At 60.5% G+C, this 16446-nt stretch carries 15 protein-coding genes and 1 pseudogene; 12 read left to right on the forward strand and 4 right to left on the reverse strand.

The annotated features are described in order from the left end of the window. The first annotated feature begins 309 nt into the window (after nt 1-309). The 6 genes from BLP73_RS16610 (at nt 310) to repC (ending at nt 7555) form a co-directional block, all read left to right on the forward strand. Nucleotides 310-1932: an RcgA family putative transporter gene (locus BLP73_RS16610; RefSeq protein ID WP_217630711.1), complete on the forward strand. Its 1623-nt coding sequence runs from the start codon at nt 310-312 to the stop codon at nt 1930-1932. Further along, entirely contained in the window at nt 1922-2926 is a 1005-nt protein-coding gene (locus BLP73_RS16615) for an alpha/beta fold hydrolase (RefSeq protein WP_090747353.1), read from the forward strand. The genes BLP73_RS16610 and BLP73_RS16615 overlap by 11 nt, the downstream gene beginning before the upstream one ends. Before the next feature lie 346 nt (nt 2927-3272). Continuing rightward, nucleotides 3273-3734: a hypothetical protein gene (locus BLP73_RS16620; RefSeq protein WP_245686722.1), complete on the forward strand. Its 462-nt coding sequence runs from the start codon at nt 3273-3275 to the stop codon at nt 3732-3734. 250 nt (nt 3735-3984) lie between these two features. Further along, the gene (repA, locus tag BLP73_RS16625; protein ID WP_090747356.1) at nt 3985-5172 is read left to right on the forward strand and encodes a plasmid partitioning protein RepA; all 1188 of its coding nucleotides are present in this window, start codon (nt 3985-3987) and stop codon (nt 5170-5172) included. Next, nucleotides 5169-6161, forward strand: coding sequence for a plasmid partitioning protein RepB (gene repB, locus BLP73_RS16630; RefSeq protein ID WP_090747360.1), 993 nt, complete (start codon nt 5169-5171; stop codon nt 6159-6161). The genes repA and repB overlap by 4 nt, the downstream gene beginning before the upstream one ends. Before the next feature lie 182 nt (nt 6162-6343). Beyond that, the gene (repC, locus tag BLP73_RS16635) at nt 6344-7555 is read left to right on the forward strand and encodes a plasmid replication protein RepC (protein ID WP_090747362.1); all 1212 of its coding nucleotides are present in this window, start codon (nt 6344-6346) and stop codon (nt 7553-7555) included. Between the two features lie 216 nt (nt 7556-7771). Here repC and BLP73_RS16640 read toward each other — a convergent pair whose 3' ends face one another. Further along, nucleotides 7772-8806, reverse strand: a complete 1035-nt coding sequence (locus BLP73_RS16640) for a tyrosine-type recombinase/integrase (RefSeq protein WP_090747364.1) — start codon at nt 8804-8806, stop codon at nt 7772-7774. A gap of 161 nt (nt 8807-8967) precedes the next feature. On the opposite strand from BLP73_RS16640, the gene BLP73_RS16645 reads away from it, so the two are divergent. From BLP73_RS16645 to BLP73_RS16665, 5 genes and pseudogenes are all read left to right on the forward strand, one after another. Further along, nucleotides 8968-9945, forward strand: coding sequence for a DUF1403 family protein (locus BLP73_RS16645; RefSeq protein WP_090747370.1), 978 nt, complete (start codon nt 8968-8970; stop codon nt 9943-9945). 162 nt (nt 9946-10107) lie between these two features. Further along, nucleotides 10108-10314, forward strand: a complete 207-nt coding sequence (locus tag BLP73_RS20015; RefSeq protein ID WP_217630712.1) for an MgtC/SapB family protein — start codon at nt 10108-10110, stop codon at nt 10312-10314. A 280-nt stretch (nt 10315-10594) separates the two neighbouring features. Then, nucleotides 10595-12067, forward strand: coding sequence for an ATP-binding protein (locus BLP73_RS16655; protein WP_090747373.1), 1473 nt, complete (start codon nt 10595-10597; stop codon nt 12065-12067). Nucleotides 12068-12210: 143 nt separating this feature from the next. After that, a pseudogene (locus BLP73_RS16660) lies at nt 12211-12415 on the forward strand (glycolate oxidase iron-sulfur subunit); the annotation flags it as partial. A gap of 34 nt (nt 12416-12449) precedes the next feature. Next, nucleotides 12450-12869, forward strand: coding sequence for a GlcG/HbpS family heme-binding protein (locus BLP73_RS16665; protein WP_090747376.1), 420 nt, complete (start codon nt 12450-12452; stop codon nt 12867-12869). A gap of 55 nt (nt 12870-12924) precedes the next feature. Here the strand turns inward: BLP73_RS16665 and BLP73_RS16670 are convergent, their stop codons facing one another. Genes BLP73_RS16670 through BLP73_RS16680 form a run of 3 tightly spaced genes read right to left on the reverse strand, consistent with a single transcriptional unit; the run spans nt 12925 to nt 15362 of the window. Next, nucleotides 12925-14151 carry a CaiB/BaiF CoA transferase family protein gene (locus BLP73_RS16670; RefSeq protein WP_090747379.1) on the reverse strand — a complete coding sequence of 409 codons (1227 nt, stop codon included), beginning with the start codon at nt 14149-14151 and terminating at the stop codon, nt 12925-12927. Then, entirely contained in the window at nt 14148-14561 is a 414-nt protein-coding gene (locus tag BLP73_RS16675; protein WP_245686723.1) for a PaaI family thioesterase, read from the reverse strand. The genes BLP73_RS16670 and BLP73_RS16675 overlap by 4 nt, the downstream gene beginning before the upstream one ends. 18 nt (nt 14562-14579) lie before the next feature. Next, entirely contained in the window at nt 14580-15362 is a 783-nt protein-coding gene (locus BLP73_RS16680) for an IclR family transcriptional regulator (RefSeq protein ID WP_090747383.1), read from the reverse strand. A 119-nt stretch (nt 15363-15481) separates the two neighbouring features. On the opposite strand from BLP73_RS16680, the gene BLP73_RS16690 reads away from it, so the two are divergent. Further along, nucleotides 15482-16446, forward strand: a 965-nt coding sequence (locus BLP73_RS16690; RefSeq protein WP_217630713.1) for an MFS transporter, incomplete at its 3' end; no start/stop codon positions are given.

Below are 16446 nucleotides of genomic sequence, written 5' to 3' on the forward strand. Positions count from 1 at the left end.
TTTCGCAACGCTCGCCCTTCCACATCACAGCGACCTGTCCGGTATTCCACCTGTAGAGCCAGCCCACCACCTCACGAGACGATTGATCGAGAACTCGCTGGATAGGGTGCGCCTCTCTCAAGTAACCCGTCATGTCATCGTCGGCAGACACGATGTTGCCACAGTCGATGCCCATATCTTCTCTCCAGTCTGCGGGACTCTCGCGCACGCGCCGCGTTGCACGACAGGCAATTTGTTGATGAAGGCTTAATGGACTAGCTAGGTTAACCCGATCACGATATGACCTGAAAAGAAACGAAACAGAACGAAATGCAGCCTGCTAACCATCTGGTGAAAAACGGAAGATTTTTCGTTCCTCCCGCCGATACTGGCGAAAACTTCAAGGCGCTGTTCAAGCGTCTTGCGGCAGCCGGCGCTGGCAGACCTGTAGACGCGAACGGTTTCCCAGAAGGTCCGTGGACACCCGACTTACTTACGGATGCGATCTCTCAGATCGACGCCAATCGTGCCGGGGTCGAACTGCGCACGGTCCAGCTGTGGTTCCAAGACAACGACAAAGGCATCAGCTCAGACAACATCCGATGGCTCGCACGGGTTTTCGGATGCAATGACCCAGAGGCCTCAAGCTCATGGCAGGCAGAGCTGAGTGCCTCACATGCGCGATTGATTGCCGAAAGGCGGCTCCGGCGTCGTGACGCGCAAAGTGGAAATGACCCATCTGATGAAGATGTTGACGACGAAGCACCCATCGATGACCAGGTTGGCGTTGATGCCAGAGACGAAAACACGGAGGAACCAGAGCCCGCTCGCAGCTTTAGCCTCGCCCAAAAATCTGAAGCGATGATAGGCAGGCAGTCAGTTCTCGACCTGCCTTCACTGATCTTCGCGGGTGCGGTCGCCCTTGGATTTTCGTCGTTATTTTTGGGGATACATAGTGTCACCTATGCCAATGCCCAAGGTATGCCGAAACAGGTTGGTTTCCTGTTCGCGCCAAATTGGACCCTATTGTTTATGGTGTTCATGCCGCTATTCATCGCTTTTTCCAGCGGAGCGTTGTCCTACTGGAAGGCCGCGGGTCGAAGGCGACTTGCCGCACGAGATGACAGTGCAGCAGGAGATGAAGAATGGGAAAGAAAGGTCGAGTCTTCTTCACTCACATACTGGGCGGTTCTTTTCATTTGCGTGTTCTTTGCGGGAATTTTCCAATGGGTTAGCGTGCGCTTAAAGCCTTTGATTCATGGCGGCGGAAATTATGCTATCGATTGGGGCACTATTAGCCTTGTTCGGCCTGATGTTGTTTCTAATTTCTCCGAAGCGATATTTACAGCATTGGCATATTCTTACATGGCAGGGAGCTTTTATGTCTTCCTTGTGGCCAACATTATATTTTACACTATTGCCAGTGACTATAGAGATTTAAGTGCGGTCCCCAGGGGTATTTTTGAAGAATACCAGGCCCGATGTGTCGATGTTGGTGGTGTAATCATGCGAGCGGCTTTCAGATGTGGAATATTGGGCATATTGATAGCAGTTTGCATGAAGTTACAGGCTATTTATCTCGCCACCACTAGCATAAGTATCATTGACTGGATCGCAGGCGATTTCTTGGCGCTCGCAAAGGGCATTAATGCAGGAGTTGAGTGGGAAAACGTCGTTTCCCCTACGCAATATACTAGCCTAATTATTGTTCTGGTCAGTTGCTTTACCTTTATCTACACGCTTGCTCAAGTCGCTCCAGATAGTCATCGCGCAACTCGAAACAGAATGGCGGCAGCCATATCCTTTTTGGTCGCGTGTTATCTTTCGATAGGAGCATTTAATGGATTCTCCCTGCTTCTTGCATGTGCGGCCTTTCTCGCCATTTACGGGCTAGTTGACCCAAGGCTAGGGGTTAGGACCGGATCGGGTAAGGGAGGCATTTATGTTCGGTAGATGGCTAGATAGATATGATGAGCGGCGGGCTGAACGTGGGAATGAGGTAAAGGAGCAGACGGCCTTTGTTTTGGATGCTCATTTTGCTTTTCAGGACTGCAGAACAGACGTTCTTGGGATAGAAACTTTTTGTAGACATTCTGTTTCGGCGGCGGCTGATTCAGCATTTTTTGAAATCCCTGCGGAGGATAATCTGAATTTTAAGTGGGAGCAGGATTGGATTGAGTTTCCATCTAGTGTTACAACCGAGGTAAGTGAAAATAACATAGTCAAGTCTTTAGCGACTACGGGCAAAAGCACGGATCATGCGCTCATAGTTTTCCATCATTGGAATGCAAGAAAGAGATATGGGCGACCCGCGAAGCTGATCTCACAGCGTGGTGTGGATGTGTTCCAAATGGCAATGCCTTATCACTTTGAGCGAAGCCGTCCAGATTCCGCCTACGCGGACTACATGCTCAGTCCAAGTCTCGGCAGGACTATCCAGTCCGTCCGGCAGGCAGTATTGGATGGGCGTAAGCTCATTCGAGTGCTGGAAGCTAGTGGCTATAAAAGGATCTCGGTCTTGGGCATTAGCCTTGGATCTTGGGTTGCTGGTTTAGTTGCCGCAAATGATCCCGCAGTTAGGACCGCTTCTCTTTATCTCACCGCCGGAAGTCTTGCGGACATGGTTTGGACGGGCCGGGCAACGGCTCATATTCGTTCTAGTCTGGCGGGACGTATCAACGTGGCGCAACTCAACGAAGCTTGGCTCTCGCTTAATTTGGAGAACTACGCTCGGCAATTCGCGCGAGCGGATTTGGAGCTTCAGATAGTGGTGGCACAAAGAGACACGGTAGTGCCCCCTGATTTGGCAAAGTCGCTGATAACTAAGCTGAGGCAAGCTAGTGCCAAGCCTGATGTTCTGGAACTGAACTGCGGACACTACTCGTTTTCGCTTCCACCCTACATCCTGCGCGCTGGTCTCGGCACGCTGCGGCTACTGGCAAGATAGACGGCAGACGTGGCTACTCCGAGGCGTTGCCAAGCCACCCCCGATGAGCTTATACAACCTTATAGGGTTGCAATTACCCCTATAGTCTTGTCTGCTTTGGGAGGTTCCTATGCGTCGATATGTAAGACATACGGGGTTGGGTATCCTGGCGGTCGTGTCCGTCGGGCTGGCCTTGCCGTCACGCGTGGTGGCCCAGTCTTATCCTATCGACTGTGCGATACTCCTTTGCCTGGCCGGGGGGTTCCCTGCCTCTGCCGAGTGTTCAGCTGCAAAATTTGAGCTGATCCGCCGCATCACCCCCTGGCCGATCGAGCCTCCGTTGCAGCTGTGGCGCTGCCCAATGGGCATGAGCGGTAGCCGCTTCAACGAGATCAACGCGCTCTTGGCCGCGACGGGTCAGCCACGCATGTCGATGCCACAGGTCGGATCAGACGGTCTGACGCCCGACACTCGCCGATACCGGGACGCTATATCCCTTTATCACGTCAGATACTCCCGTCACCAAAGCAGCGGCGGTGAAGAGATTACCGACAACACGCAGCGCGGCGACTACGACGAGATGGGCCGGTTCAGCTGGGTGCCCGCCAGCCTGGCAAGTGCTCCTGAGTGGCTGGCCGAAGCTCTGGGCGGCCAGCGGATGCCGATCCGCCGGTGTGTTGAGACGCAGCGCATGGGACGTGATGACGAATACTGCCTCCGCTATGAGACAGTCGGCCACTCTTTCACGCCTCCGAGCAGCGTTCGGGCTGTCGCGATCCGGACAAGCGACCATCAGGGCAATCATAGCGTCGAGCTGGTGCGATACTGATGGTTGTGGTTCACCGCCTATGCACCCACAGAGGATTTCCTCAAAGGGGCTCTAGCGTTGCCTGCCTGGCTATCCCTTCGGCAGGCGGCGCGGCGGGGGATCGTCTGGAAGGTACTACTCGGCGTGATGTTGCTAAAAGGCGTGCGGCCACGTTGAGAAATGGCCTTGTGCGAATCCAAGCTATCGGCGATATTCACGGAAAATGGCGACCAAACGCCGTAATGCGTGAACACGACGCGGATGAGGGCCGATGAGCAAGTTTGAGACACAGGAAGACCTGAATGCCGTGATCCGGCAGCACTCAGAGTTGCTGGCCACGCAGTTGCACTCACAGCGCGAAAGCCTCTTCCCGCCAGACGCCTCCAAGTCGATGAGAAAGTTCACCTCTGGAGAAGCGGCGGCGGTGCTGGGTGTTAACGATTCCTACCTTAGGAAGTTGCATCTAGACGGAAAAGGCCCTTCTCCCGCGATCTCGTCCGGAAACCGTCGGCTTTATTCGGCGGAAGATATTCAAAGTCTTAGGGTATTACTGGAGAAAACGGCTCGGAGACCAGGTGATTACCTCCCGGGTCGTCGCGAGGGTGATCATCTGCAAATCATCGGCGTGATGAATTTCAAGGGCGGCTCTGGCAAGACAACCTCTGCGGCGCATCTCGCGCAGCGTTTAGCCCTTAAGGGTTATCGCGTACTCGCTATCGACCTCGATCCCCAAGCCTCGCTGACCGCTCTCCATGGGGTTCAACCAGAATTCGATCTCATGGATGGCGGCACGCTTTACGATGCCATTCGCTATGATAACCCCGAGTCGATCACGAAGATCATCCGCAAGACCTACATCCCAAACTTGGATTTGATTCCCGGCAATCTTGAGCTCACGGAGTTCGAGCATGAGACGCCGCGGGCGCTGTCCAACGGTAATGCCGGGCTGTTCTTCTTTCGGGTCAAGGAGGCGCTGGCGCAGGTCGATGAGCAGTACGATGTTGTGGTGATCGACTGTCCGCCGCAGCTGGGCTTTCTGACCATGTCAGCCCTCTCGGCGGCGACAGGCGTATTGGTGACGATCCATCCCGAGATGCTTGACGTGATGTCGATGAGCCAGTTCCTGAGGATGACTGCGGATCTGATGGACGTCATTGCTGATAGCGGTGCTGACATGTCGCATGATTGGATGCGGTATCTGCTGACCCGCTACGAGCCAACCGACGCGCCACAGAACCGGATCGTGGCCTTTCTGCGCACCATGTATGGCGACAAGGTTCTGAATGCGCCGATGCTGAAATCAACCGCGATCTCCGACGCGGGATTGACTAAGCAAACCCTCTACGAGGTCGACCGAAGCGCCTTTACGCGCACGACCTATGATCGTGCGATCGAGAGCTTAAACGCGGTCAATGACGAGATTTCCCAGCTTATTCAGAAAACCTGGGGGCGCATGTGACCGACGGCAAAAAGAAGCGGATGTCCATGCTAGATAGTCTTGCTGCCGCAGGCACAGCACAAGAGGCTGGCAGCATGATGTCGAGCAATCGAGCGCTGAGATCTGCGCGCGATGCGGTCGATGCGCATCACGTATGGGAACTCGATCCTGCCGAGATTGAAGATGAGCGAATTGCTGATCGCCTTGATCCGCAAGACGTTCAGGATCTTCGAACGTCAATTGAGCAGAACGGGCAGGCGGTTCCAATTCTAGTTCGGCGCCACCCAGACATCGCCAGCCGCTACCTTCTAGTTTACGGACGTCGCCGCCTCCAAGCCATTCGAGGCTCGGATAAAGTAAGCAAGATTCGCGCACTGATCGCCAACTTGGATGATACGGCTGCGCTTCGTGCTCAGGTATCCGAAAACACGGCTCGGCGTGATCTCAGTTACATTGAGCGGGCGCTATTCGCGCGAGAACTGCTTGATAATGGTTTCGGATCGCAGGCACAGGTTGCCGAAGTGCTAAATGTCACTCGCTCTTCGATTTCAATGTCGATCTCGGTTGCGCGGGCCATCGGAAGCTCGCTAGCGAACGCAATCGGCCCGGCTCATGGTATCGGCCGCCCCCGGTGGGATGCCATGGCGCAGATGCTATCGGATACAGGCGTCGATCCGGATCAGCTTTGTCAGGTCGCTGTTGACGCGCGCTCGAGGTCGACTGCCGACATAGCGCCCGATGACGACCGTAGCGGCGATCCTTCGGTGGCGGCATTTGAAGCTGTGATGCGGCACCTCAAGAAGAAGGCCGCACCGTCGAAAGACAAAAAGACGAAGACGCAATCGAAACCTCTTTCGCTCAATGGCTCGCCCGCAGGAGCGGTCCGGCGCTCGCGCCGGGCTGTCAGGCTTGACCTTACGGACGTTGATGATGCCTTCGCAGAGTGGCTAGAGGCCAGCGCGCAGGACGTCCTTCAGGAACTTCACGAACGGTGGAGAGGCCGATCGTGAAGAAGAATAGAGCAGCAACAATAAGGAGGCACGGTACAGGCTAAAGAAAAGGTCTCGCAAAGCTTGCGCTCCACGAGACCCACACTTTGATCTTTGCACTTTCAAAGTAGTGGTCGGGCGCACAAACCGCAAGTCAGATATGATTTGCGGCACGATCTTTCTTTGCTTTCGTGAATGACATCATGGAGTACACACCCATTTCGCCGTTTATGCGGCGGATCTCTCACGCTCATCTACGTGTGGTCGAGCGGCCTGAGGCAACCCATTCGGCGAAGCCTGTGAGTAAGTGGGAACTTCTACGTGATCTCTCCAAGGCTCAGGCCGCGTTTGGGATCAGTGATCGGGATCTGACGGTACTGCAGGGGCTTTTGAGCTTCTTCCCCGAAGACACCCTTGGCGGCGATGCGGAGATGGTTGTCTTTCCGTCAAACAAGGCGATCTGCGAGCGGCTGAACGGGATGGCTTGCTCGACAATGCGCCGGCATCTTGCGCGGCTGGTTACCGGTGGTTTGCTGATGCGGCGCGACAGCCCCAATGGCAAGCGCTACAGTCGCAGGCACGGCGCAGAGCGCGTAACCTTTGGCTTTGATCTCTCGCCCCTTCATTGCCGCGCAGAAGAGATCGCGCGGGCTGCTGAGTCTGTTCGTGAGGGCGATGAGCAGATCCGGCGCCTCCGTGAGACCATTAGCCTGATGCGCCGTGACATGGCGGCCTTGGCTGCGTTCGGCAAAGAGATCCATCCAGGCCACAGTCTCTGGGATCAGCTTCGTGACACGGCAGCTCTGACGACCAGTTCGCTTCGGCGCAAACTGCCTTATGACGAGTTGGCCAACATACGCCGCAATCTTGAGCGCCTGCTTGATCAAGCTCGGAACATCATCGACGGTACTACTACAGAGGAAATGATCACCAGTGGCGCCCGGTCCGAGCAGCACTATCATAATTCAAATGCAGATACTGTTGTTCTTGAACCTGCCTTAGAACAAGGCGGAGCGGCAGGCGTTGAGCCTGAAGGCGTCGACGGAGTACTCGTGGCAGAGCATAGTGACCTGGTAACGCCCCCGCCGCCCAAGATCCCCCTTCATCTGGTCATCAGTGCTTGCTCTGAACTCAAGACGTTCTATCCCGGCGAAATTAGGCACTGGCACCAGCTCCACGATGCGGCTTGCCACGTTCGCCCCGCGATGGGCATCAGCGTCTCTGCCTGGGAGGAAGCACAACGTTTTATGGGTCCGGAACAGGCATCTATTGTTCTTGCTGCAATCTTGCAGCGTTTCGATAGTATCCGATCGCCTGGAGGGTATTTACGGGCATTGACGACAAAGGCTGCTGCGGGGGAGTTTTCCTGTGGACCAATGGTAATGGCTCTTATCGCGCGACGAGATGTGGCATGATGTTCACAGCTGTGAACTACGCCGGCCGATTAAGATGGGCTGACTGAGATGAGCCTTCGTCAAGCTCCGAACTGGCCGAGTGATAGCTAATGGCAGAGCATCATGTTAGGAGCATCTGGCAAGTAATGCAGGATCCCGGTCAGGACTTGGCAACAACGGGCCGGTATGACTAAGCATCGTTTGGCGTCTTGCGAAGACAGCGCTCAACACTTCAATCTATCCCAGCAGGTCCGCGGCAGGATTGTCTGCGATCTCCACATCCGCATAGTAGCGCTGCGCCTGCGCGGCCGATCGGTGCAGCGAGAGCTGCATGGCGGCCTGCAGCGGCGCGCCGTCAAGGGCTGCCTGGGTCAGGAAGCCGGCACGGAGCCCGTGGGCGCTGGCAAAGCCGGGCGGATATCCCGCCAGGTCCAGCCGGTGGCGGACAATGCCGCGCAAACCTTCGGGCGTCAGTCGGCGGCGCAGGACACGGCCCGACAGGCTGACTGGACGGAAGAGGGGACCGTCCTCGATCCGCGCGAGGCGTAGCCAGTCGAGCAGGGCTCGCGCCGCACGCCCTTTCAGCGGCAGCCGGGGGGCTTGACTTGGACCGGTGGTCTTGGTGCTCAGGAGCCTCAGCCGCAGGAGACCCTTCTCGGCCCACTCGCCCAGGTCCAGATCGTCCCGATTCAGCGCCACGATCTCGGACCGCCGCCGCCCGCCCGACGCCCAGCCCAGCATCAGCGCGGCCCGGTCCCTGAGCCCGCGATGGGAGCCGTCGCAGGTGGCGAGCATGGCCTCCAGCACCTCGCGGGTGATGGGCTGAGCTGATTTCGGGGCAGGGGGCCGGGCCGCCGCCCGGCGAGCCCTGCCGCGCGCTTCGGCGATCAGGGGCGCCTCGAAGGGCGAGGGAAGGTTCTTCATGCGGTGGAAGGCGCGCCAGGAGGCAATGCGCCGATCCAGCGTCGCCGGGGCAGGGCAGGCCAGCGACCGCCGCAGCCCCGCCGCGATCAGCGCCTGCGCGGCCGCCTGCGCCGGTCCCGGCTTATTCGTCAGATCGACCGAGTGATCGAGAATGAAGCGCAGTGCCACGCCTTCCGCTTCCGGCCAGGCAAGCGGCGCGCCAAAGGCCGCGCGCTTCCAGGCGGAGATAAAGGCGAGGTCCCGCTCCCAGGCCCGGATCGTGTTGGGAGGCGTGCCGCGGCGATACAACTCGGCGAGCGCGGCCTCGTCGGCAGGGGAAAGCGGGGCAGGGCTGACGGGCAGGATCATGGCAAAATGATGCGCCGAAACGGGCCAAAGTCAATCATGCCGATAAGGGGGACTTATCGGACGTAATTTGCAACCAGCTAAAACGGTCTTGTGATCCACAGCCAGCCTTGTAACTGTGGATATGCTGCCACTCGTATCGGAAGATCCACAAGTTCGTGAGGATGCCTCGTACCGTCGCACATCCCCAAGACACCGCGGATTCGGCCGATCCCACCGCCTGGCAGGCGGCGCAGGCGGCGCTGGCCGTGCCTCTGGCCGAGGCGGCCGCGGCGCTCGGACGGCTGGACGCGACGCTGGCCGCGCTGGACCCGGCAGCCGCCCATGGGGCCGTCACCCGGCTCGCTTTGGCCGAAACGGAGGCCATGCTTTGGGCCGGCGGCCTCGTCCTGCCGCGCGAGGAGATCGGCCGAGACGCACTGGACGCTCGGGCGGCCTCCGATCCCGAGGCGATGCGGCTGGCCCGGTGGGCGCTGCGCCGGCTCGGGGGGCAGGGGGCCTTGACCGACCTGCCGGCCTTCCTCGGGCTGCACCGCGGGGCCGGAGCGGAGATCGAGGGCGGTGCAGCGCGGCTGCGCGGGCCGGATTTTGCGCGCGGGGCGGCGGATTACCTCGCGCGGCTCGGGGCGGCAGCCGAGCTGCATCCGCTGGTGCAAGGCTGCCTGGCGGGGCTCCTCTGGCGGCAGGCCGAGCTCTCGCCGCCGGACCGGGTGATCGAGCCGGCCGTTTATGCCGGCCGGCTGATGGCCGAGGGCTGCGAGCGCCTGCGTTTCGCGCCCCTCGGCTCTGCCGGGCGCCGCGTCTGGACCGCGAGCGGAACCGTCGACGCGCGGCTGGCCGGCCATCTTGCCGCCATCAGCGCCGGCGCCCGGGCGGCCCGCGACGAGATCCGTCGCCTGGCGAGCTGGGCAGCCGAGGCGCGGCAGGCCACCGCGGGCATTCGGGGAGGGAATGCCGGGCGGGTCATCGCCGTTCTCGCCGCCCGCCCGCTGGTCTCGGCCGAGGACGTGGCGGCTGGCGCCGGCATCAGCCGGATGACCGCCGAGCGGATGTTGAACCGGATGACGGCCATGGGCGTGATCCGCGAGATCACCGGCGCCGCCCGCTTCCGGCTCTGGCGGGCGAACCCAGCAGGGAGGTGATCGGTCGGGTGGCATCGGCAGCCGCCAGCAGGAGCGGCGCTGCTGCTTTGGACGAGGAGAAAGACCAGGAAAGCCTACGGCCCGTCGCAACGACCTTCTGGAACTCGAAGCTCAAGACTGATTTTGCGACCTCCAGCGAGAACCGGCGGCGTTCGAACCCACATGCTCGTGGCCATCGGTGCAGCACTGTTCGTGGTTAGGCCTCGCCAGAGCGGGATGCCGATAGAGGACATGTCCCGCGTTCTGCAGGGGGTGGTGCAAGGGATCGGCTTCCTCGGCGCCGGGGCGATCATGGTTCGCGTCAAACAGCGTGAAATGGAGGACCTGACGACGGCCCGAGCATCTGGGCGACGGCTGCGATCGGCGTAATTGCCGGGCTCGGGCTGGAGGCAACGGCCATTCTCCCGGCGGCAATCGTCTTCATCATCCTGGCCGGCGTTCCAATCGTGATGCCGAAGGAGGCAGCCGACGGAACAGTTGCCTGCGGCGCGGGAGACTAAGCGCGAAGCGGCCCCTCCCCTGAGCAGGATCAGAAAGGCGTCGGCCGCACTGCGCATGTCATTTTCTCGCGGTGGCAGCTGTGCCCGCCGGGCAATCTGGGGTATTGCTCGCCCGGTTAATGATGACCGCTTCTAATGCCGGACTCAGAATGAGCCTTACAGCGATCCAGACCCTCGAACGAACACGTCGGCTAATCGATGATTTGCGCGCGCTGCCGGCGGAAACGTCTTGGGTCGAGTTCAAGGAGAACAACTCTGACGGTCACCTCGTCGGGAAGCTGATCGCCGCGCTGTCGAATGCAGCGCGGCTTGCGGACCAGCACTTTGCTTACCTGGTCTGGGGCGTACGCGACGGAGATCATGAGGCCGTCGGCACAAGCTTCCAGCCTGGCGTGAAGCGCGAACAGGGACAGCCGTTCGAGCTTTGGCTGGCGAGCCGGCTTCAACCAAGCCTAGAGTTCCGGTTCGAGGAAGTTGATTATCATGGCCAGCGGCTCGTTCTTCTGACAATCCCTGCGGCGGCGACCGCTCCCGTCGAGTTCGACCGAAGCGGCTACCTGCGGATCGGCAGTGCAACGCCACGGCTCTCGGATCATCCCGAGCGGCTGAGGGCATTGTGGTCAAGGCTGCAGCCATATGTGTGGGAAACTGGACTGGCCGCTCAGTTCGTTCCCGGCGACGAGGTGCTCGCCCAGCTTGACTATGCAAACTACTTTGACCTGACTGGCCAGCGCCTGCCTGACAACCGCCAAGGCATCTTCGAGCGTCTCGAGGCGGACCGGCTGATCCAGCGGGATGTTGGATCACATTGGAACATCACCAACCTCGGCGCCATCCTGTTTGCCAAGCGGCTGTCGGATTTCGGTCCCTCCGTTGAGCGCAAGGCCGTCCGGTTCGTCGCCTATGACGGGCCTGGCCGCGCTGACACGGTCACGCACCGGCAAGATGGACAGCGCGGCTATGCGGCAGGGTTTCAGGGCCTGGTGGACTTCATCGATAACTTGCTGCCCCGAAACGAGCATATTGGATCGGCTTTTCGGGAAGAGCGTCCGCTTTATCCAGCCATCGCTCTTCGAGAGTTGGTCGCGAACGCTCTGATACATCAGGACATGACCATCACCGGCGCCGGTCCTCTGATAGAGCTTTTCAGCGACCGGATGGAGATCACCAATCCCGGAGCCCCGCTGGTGAGTCCGGACAGGTTCCTGGATGCACCGCCGCGCTCGCGCAATGAAGCGTTGGCTTCGCTCATGCGGAGGATGCGGCTCTGCGAGGAGCAGGGGACTGGTATTGATAAGGTGCTGACTGCGGTGGAGCTTCATCAGCTGCCGCCACCAGACTTCAGAACGGAAGGTGAGGCTGTCAGGGTCGTGTTCTTCGCGCCGCGGCGCTTCGCGGACATGACACCGGAAGAACGCCTCCGGGCATGCTATCAACATGCCGCGCTGAAGCATGAAAGCGGCCAGCGAATGACCAACGCGACCCTGCGGGAGCGCCTTGGGGTAGACGCTAAAAATGCTTCTCAAGCTTCCGTGGTCATCCGCCACGCGCTACAGGCAGGGCTCATTAGGCCAGCGGATCCGGAGCATCCTCGCGCCGGCTACATCCCCTTCTGGGCGTGAGTGCGGTCAGGTTTTGACTGGGTTTTGATTGCAGCACTTTTCTGGGGAGAGCTCTCCGCAAAAATTCCCATAAAATCAGATTCCTAGAAGTAGGGCGCCCACGGGAAACTTGTTGATCCGGTTTTGATTGAATCGCGTTTTTGGCCGGTACCTACAACCTGATGCAGCCGGAGATCTCGGCCGAATTGAAGGCCCGCAAGGTCGGCACGCTCGAGGTAGCCGCCCTGACGTCATCAGCACCGGCAACATCGGCTGCATGATGCAGATCGGCTCGGGGACCGAGTTCCGGTCGTGCATACGGCCGGACTTCTGGACTGCGCTACCGGCGGCCCCGGCCGCACAGTATGAACAACGCACCGCTGTCGACAAAGGAACCGGCAGAATGAAGACGATCCGCAGACTTGACCTGGACGACGCCCGCCGCCTGATCGCTGGCGCCTCGACCCATGCCGAGGAGATCGGAGTGCCGATGTGCATTGCCGTCACCGACGAAGCCGGCCAGCTGATTGCGTTCGAACGGATGGAAGGAGGCAAGGTTACCTCGACGACGATCGCCATCGACAAGGCCTTTACCGCTGCTGCGGCCAAGAAAGCCACGCACGAATACGGCCACGCCAGCCAACCGGGCGCACCTGTCTATGGCATCAACTCGGCCATCGGGGGCCGGCTGATGGTTGTGGGCGGTGGCCTGCCGGTCATCTTCGATGCTGATGTTGTCGGCGGCATCGGCATCTCGTCCGGCACCCCCGCTCAAGACCAGGCCGTCGCGGAGGCGGCCGTTGCCTACTGGGAAAAACGCTAAATGAACCGTCGAGCAAGAGACTGCGCCGGACGTTGGTGCGGTGCGGCCTTTTGGGCTAGTTCGCGCAAGTCTTGATGATCCCACGGGCGGTCAGGCAGCGGATTTCGCTCTCCGGCACGTTCAGTTCGTCGCGTAGGATGCTGACGGTGCCCTCACCCAGGAGGGACGGCGCAACGCACGGCGCGGGCCCTTCTCCGTCGAAGCGGATCGGAGAGCGGACCATCCTCATGTCCCCGACGACCGGATGCTGCACCGTCTCGATGAGCTGACGCGCAGCAACATGATCCTGTTCCAGCGCCTCGCCAATCGACAGGATCGGCGCGCTCGGCACGTCGTACTCTGCCAGCCGCGCCAGCCAATACGTGCTAGTGTCGCTGGTCATCCGCGCGTTGATGATCGGCTCAAGCTGGCTGCGATGGGCCAGGCGCTGCTGGTAGATTGCAAACCGCGGGTCATCGATCAGCTCAGGGTGGCCGAGGCACCGGGCAAAGTTGTGCCAGAACCGCTCGGTCAGACAGGCAACGATCACATAGCCGTCCGCGGTCGGGAACGAGCCGTAGGGCACGATGCTGGGGTGCTGGGTTCCCACAGGCTCTGGGCTTCTACCCGTCAGGAAGTAGATCTGCGACAGGTAGCCTTGCATGGCGATCATGCTGTCGAGCATTGCCACCTCGACATGTCGCCCTTGGCCAGTCGAATTGCGCTCATGCAAAGCCGCCAAGAGACCAAAGATGGAAAAGATGCTGCCAGCCATGTCGCCCATAGGCAGTCCAAGCTTGTTCGGCGCCTGACCGGGTTCACGGTTGACACTCATCACGCCGGAGAGGGCTTGGGCAACGATATCGAACGCGGGCTTTTCGGAAAGAGGACTGTCCGGTCCAAAACCGGAGATCGAGCCGTAGATGAGACGCGGGTTCGCCTCGGACAACGCGCTGTAGCCGAGCCCGAGTCGATCCATGACGCCTGGCCGGAAGTTCTCCAGAAGAATGTCGCTGCGACTGGCGAGGTCATGGGCGATCTTCTTGCCCTCTGGAGTTTTAAGGTCTACTGCGATGCTGCGCTTGTTGCGATTGAGCGCAGCATAGTAGTGGCTCATGCCATTCTGAAACGGAGGAAAGCCTCGCGTTTCGTCGCCTGCTTTCAGAGGTTCAACCTTGATGACGTCGGCGCCTAAATCGGCAAGAACCATGCTGGCATAGGGCCCGGAGAGGATGCGCGAGAAGTCTAGAACCTTGACGCTGGCAAGAGGTGCCGCCGAAGGGGTTGGCGCAAAGTCCGTCATGCTGAGGTTCCCGTCATCTTTGCGACCTTCATTATTGCTGTTGCGCGGGCGATCGCAGCGTCCCCGCTGAACACCTCCGCATCGAGAAACATCAGTGAGCGTGTCGCGTGGCGCACCTGGGCTCTGACTGTGAGAAAATCACCGACCTTCGCAGCGCCAAGGAAGCTGGCATCCATCTGCACAGTTACGGTCGGTTGTCGGTCAGCGGCATTCCAGGCGACGATGGCGATGGCCTGATCGAGAAGCGTCGTGATCACGCCGCCATGGACGATGCCTATGGCATTTGCGTGGCGCTGATCCGTCAGAAGGCCGTAGGTGTTGCTTTCGTTGGGCTGCCTGGACTTCAGGAGGGGGCCGACCACCTCCATGAAACCGGGTGCAGCCACGGGTTTCCATGCATCAGTATCCATCATTCGTCTCCATCCCCCTCAGCTGGCCGGCTCGATCTGCAACTCACTCACCCCGTCGCGGATCGCCTTCATTTCCCTGATAAGCTGCGGGATCGTCTCGCTCTGGAGGCGCTCCGAGATCCCGAGTGCCACGATCGACCGGATCATCTTTCCGCTCGCGCCGAAGACCGGCACGGCAAGGACCGTTACGCCCGAGATGTAGGTGCCGCTGTCGATGGCATAGCCCCGCTCACGTGCCTGATCGACCTCGGCGTGCCACTCCTCGAATGTGGGGGGATGGTCCCAATGCAGCTTCGCGAACTCGCGCGCCAGCGGGTAGGTTTGGTTGGTGTTGAACGCGGCGAACAGCCGCCCCGTCGCGCTGATCAGCAGCGGAAAGCGACTGCCCAGATCGACTTGCAGGCGAAACGGAATGTTGGACTGCGACAGGGCAACCACGACCATCTGGCCCGGCTCGGCAAGCTGCGTCGCAATGGCCGTCACTCCATGCTCCGATGACAGCCGGGACAAGCCAGGCTGAATCATCGCCGAAAAGCTGTTCCGGTGAAGTGCCGCCCGGGCCAATGGCAAGATGCCGATGCCGATAGAGTAGCGCTTCGTGACGGGGTCGAATTCAACAAGTCCCTCGTCTTGAAGGACGCGCAGGATGTGCAGGCAGGTGCTTGGGATCAGGTCAAGGGCACGCGCAATTGCATTCACACCGACAGGTTCCGCCGAGCGGCTGAGCAGCCGCAGGATGGCAAGCGCCCTCGATACCGCCGGGACCTGTCGCTCCGTTGCCGCTTTCTTGTCGTCATCCATGCTCTTCAGATCTGGCTGCTCTTCGAGGGCGCGACCGCCGCCGCCAGTGTCGCTGGCATTGATGTCGTGCAGGCTGCAGGTGAGGCCGCCGAGGCGCTTCTGGCCGATGCGAGGCGCAAGTGAGCCGCCGCAGCACGGCCGGGCTGGTTGCGGCGGGCTTTGCCCTGACCGCCTTGGTCTACGGCCTTGCACGCTTCGCCTATGGCCTGCTTCTGCCGCAGATCAGGGCCGAGCTGTCGTTGAGCACGGTGGCCGCAGGTTGGATCGGCAGCGCGGCTTTCGCCACCTACTGCATGGGCATCCTCTTTGCCTTCCTGGCCGTGCCGCAATGGGGGTCGCGCGTCGTTGCCGCCACGGCAGGGCTCTGCGCGACGGCCGGGCTGGGGCTGGCTGGGCTTGCAGGCTCGGCGCTGGCCCTTGGCGCTGCCATCGCGCTGGCAGACATCAGCACGGGCCTCGCCTCGCCGCCGCTGGCCGCTGCGGTGAGCCGCAATGTCACTGACGCGGGTCGGCCGCTCGCGAACGGCGCCATCAACGCTGGCACAGCGGCCGGGATCATCCTTTCCGGCGTCGCCGCACTAGCCTTCGCCGCGGCCTGGCGCGAGCTCTACTTCGGCTTCGCCGGCATCGGCGCGGCGGTCACCCTGTGGCTGTGGCGAGCGATTCCGGCCCAGGTTGATGAGGGCGGGGCCCCGAGTAGACTTCAGCTGCGCCGGCATGGGCTGGTTCCGCTCGGTCTCGCCGCGCTGGCGATGGGAGGTGCCAGCACGGCCATCTGGACCTTCGGCGCTGACATCCTGCGGGAAGAGCTGGGGTTTGCCGGCAACCGCATCGCGCTGGCCTGGATCGTTCTCGGCGCGGCCGGCCTGGCGGGGCTGGTGACAGGTGTCGCGACTGACCGTCTTGGCCTCGCCCATGTCCACCGGCTATCGCTGGCGCTAATGGCGGTCGCGGTGATCTGCCTTGCGGCGGGCGGTGCGGCTGCCATCCTGCCCTATTTCGCCATGGGACTGTTCGGAGCAGGCTACATCATCTCGTCGGGCACGCTTCTGCTGTGGGGGATCACGCTGTTCCCAGACCGCGC

It is taken from the genome of Paracoccus tibetensis, assembly GCF_900102505.1.
In the GTDB taxonomy this organism is placed as follows: Bacteria; Pseudomonadota; Alphaproteobacteria; order Rhodobacterales; family Rhodobacteraceae; genus Paracoccus; species Paracoccus tibetensis.

Coding starts and splice junctions, on each gene's coding strand:
- BLP73_RS16610 (WP_217630711.1), top strand. CDS start 310: ATGCAGCCTGCTAACCATCTGGTGAAAAACGGAAGATTTTTCGTTCCT.
- BLP73_RS16655 (WP_090747373.1), top strand. CDS start 10,595: ATGAGCCTTACAGCGATCCAGACCCTCGAACGAACACGTCGGCTAATC.
- repA (WP_090747356.1), top strand. CDS start 3,985: ATGAGCAAGTTTGAGACACAGGAAGACCTGAATGCCGTGATCCGGCAG.
- BLP73_RS16675 (WP_245686723.1), bottom strand. CDS start 14,561: ATGGATACTGATGCATGGAAACCCGTGGCTGCACCCGGTTTCATGGAG.
- BLP73_RS16615 (WP_090747353.1), top strand. CDS start 1,922: ATGTTCGGTAGATGGCTAGATAGATATGATGAGCGGCGGGCTGAACGT.
- BLP73_RS16670 (WP_090747379.1), bottom strand. CDS start 14,151: ATGACGGACTTTGCGCCAACCCCTTCGGCGGCACCTCTTGCCAGCGTC.
- BLP73_RS16640 (WP_090747364.1), bottom strand. CDS start 8,806: ATGATCCTGCCCGTCAGCCCTGCCCCGCTTTCCCCTGCCGACGAGGCC.
- BLP73_RS16665 (WP_090747376.1), top strand. CDS start 12,450: ATGAAGACGATCCGCAGACTTGACCTGGACGACGCCCGCCGCCTGATC.
- repC (WP_090747362.1), top strand. CDS start 6,344: ATGGAGTACACACCCATTTCGCCGTTTATGCGGCGGATCTCTCACGCT.
- BLP73_RS16645 (WP_090747370.1), top strand. CDS start 8,968: ATGCCTCGTACCGTCGCACATCCCCAAGACACCGCGGATTCGGCCGAT.
- BLP73_RS20015 (WP_217630712.1), top strand. CDS start 10,108: ATGCTCGTGGCCATCGGTGCAGCACTGTTCGTGGTTAGGCCTCGCCAG.
- BLP73_RS16680 (WP_090747383.1), bottom strand. CDS start 15,362: ATGGATGACGACAAGAAAGCGGCAACGGAGCGACAGGTCCCGGCGGTA.
- BLP73_RS16620 (WP_245686722.1), top strand. CDS start 3,273: ATGAGCGGTAGCCGCTTCAACGAGATCAACGCGCTCTTGGCCGCGACG.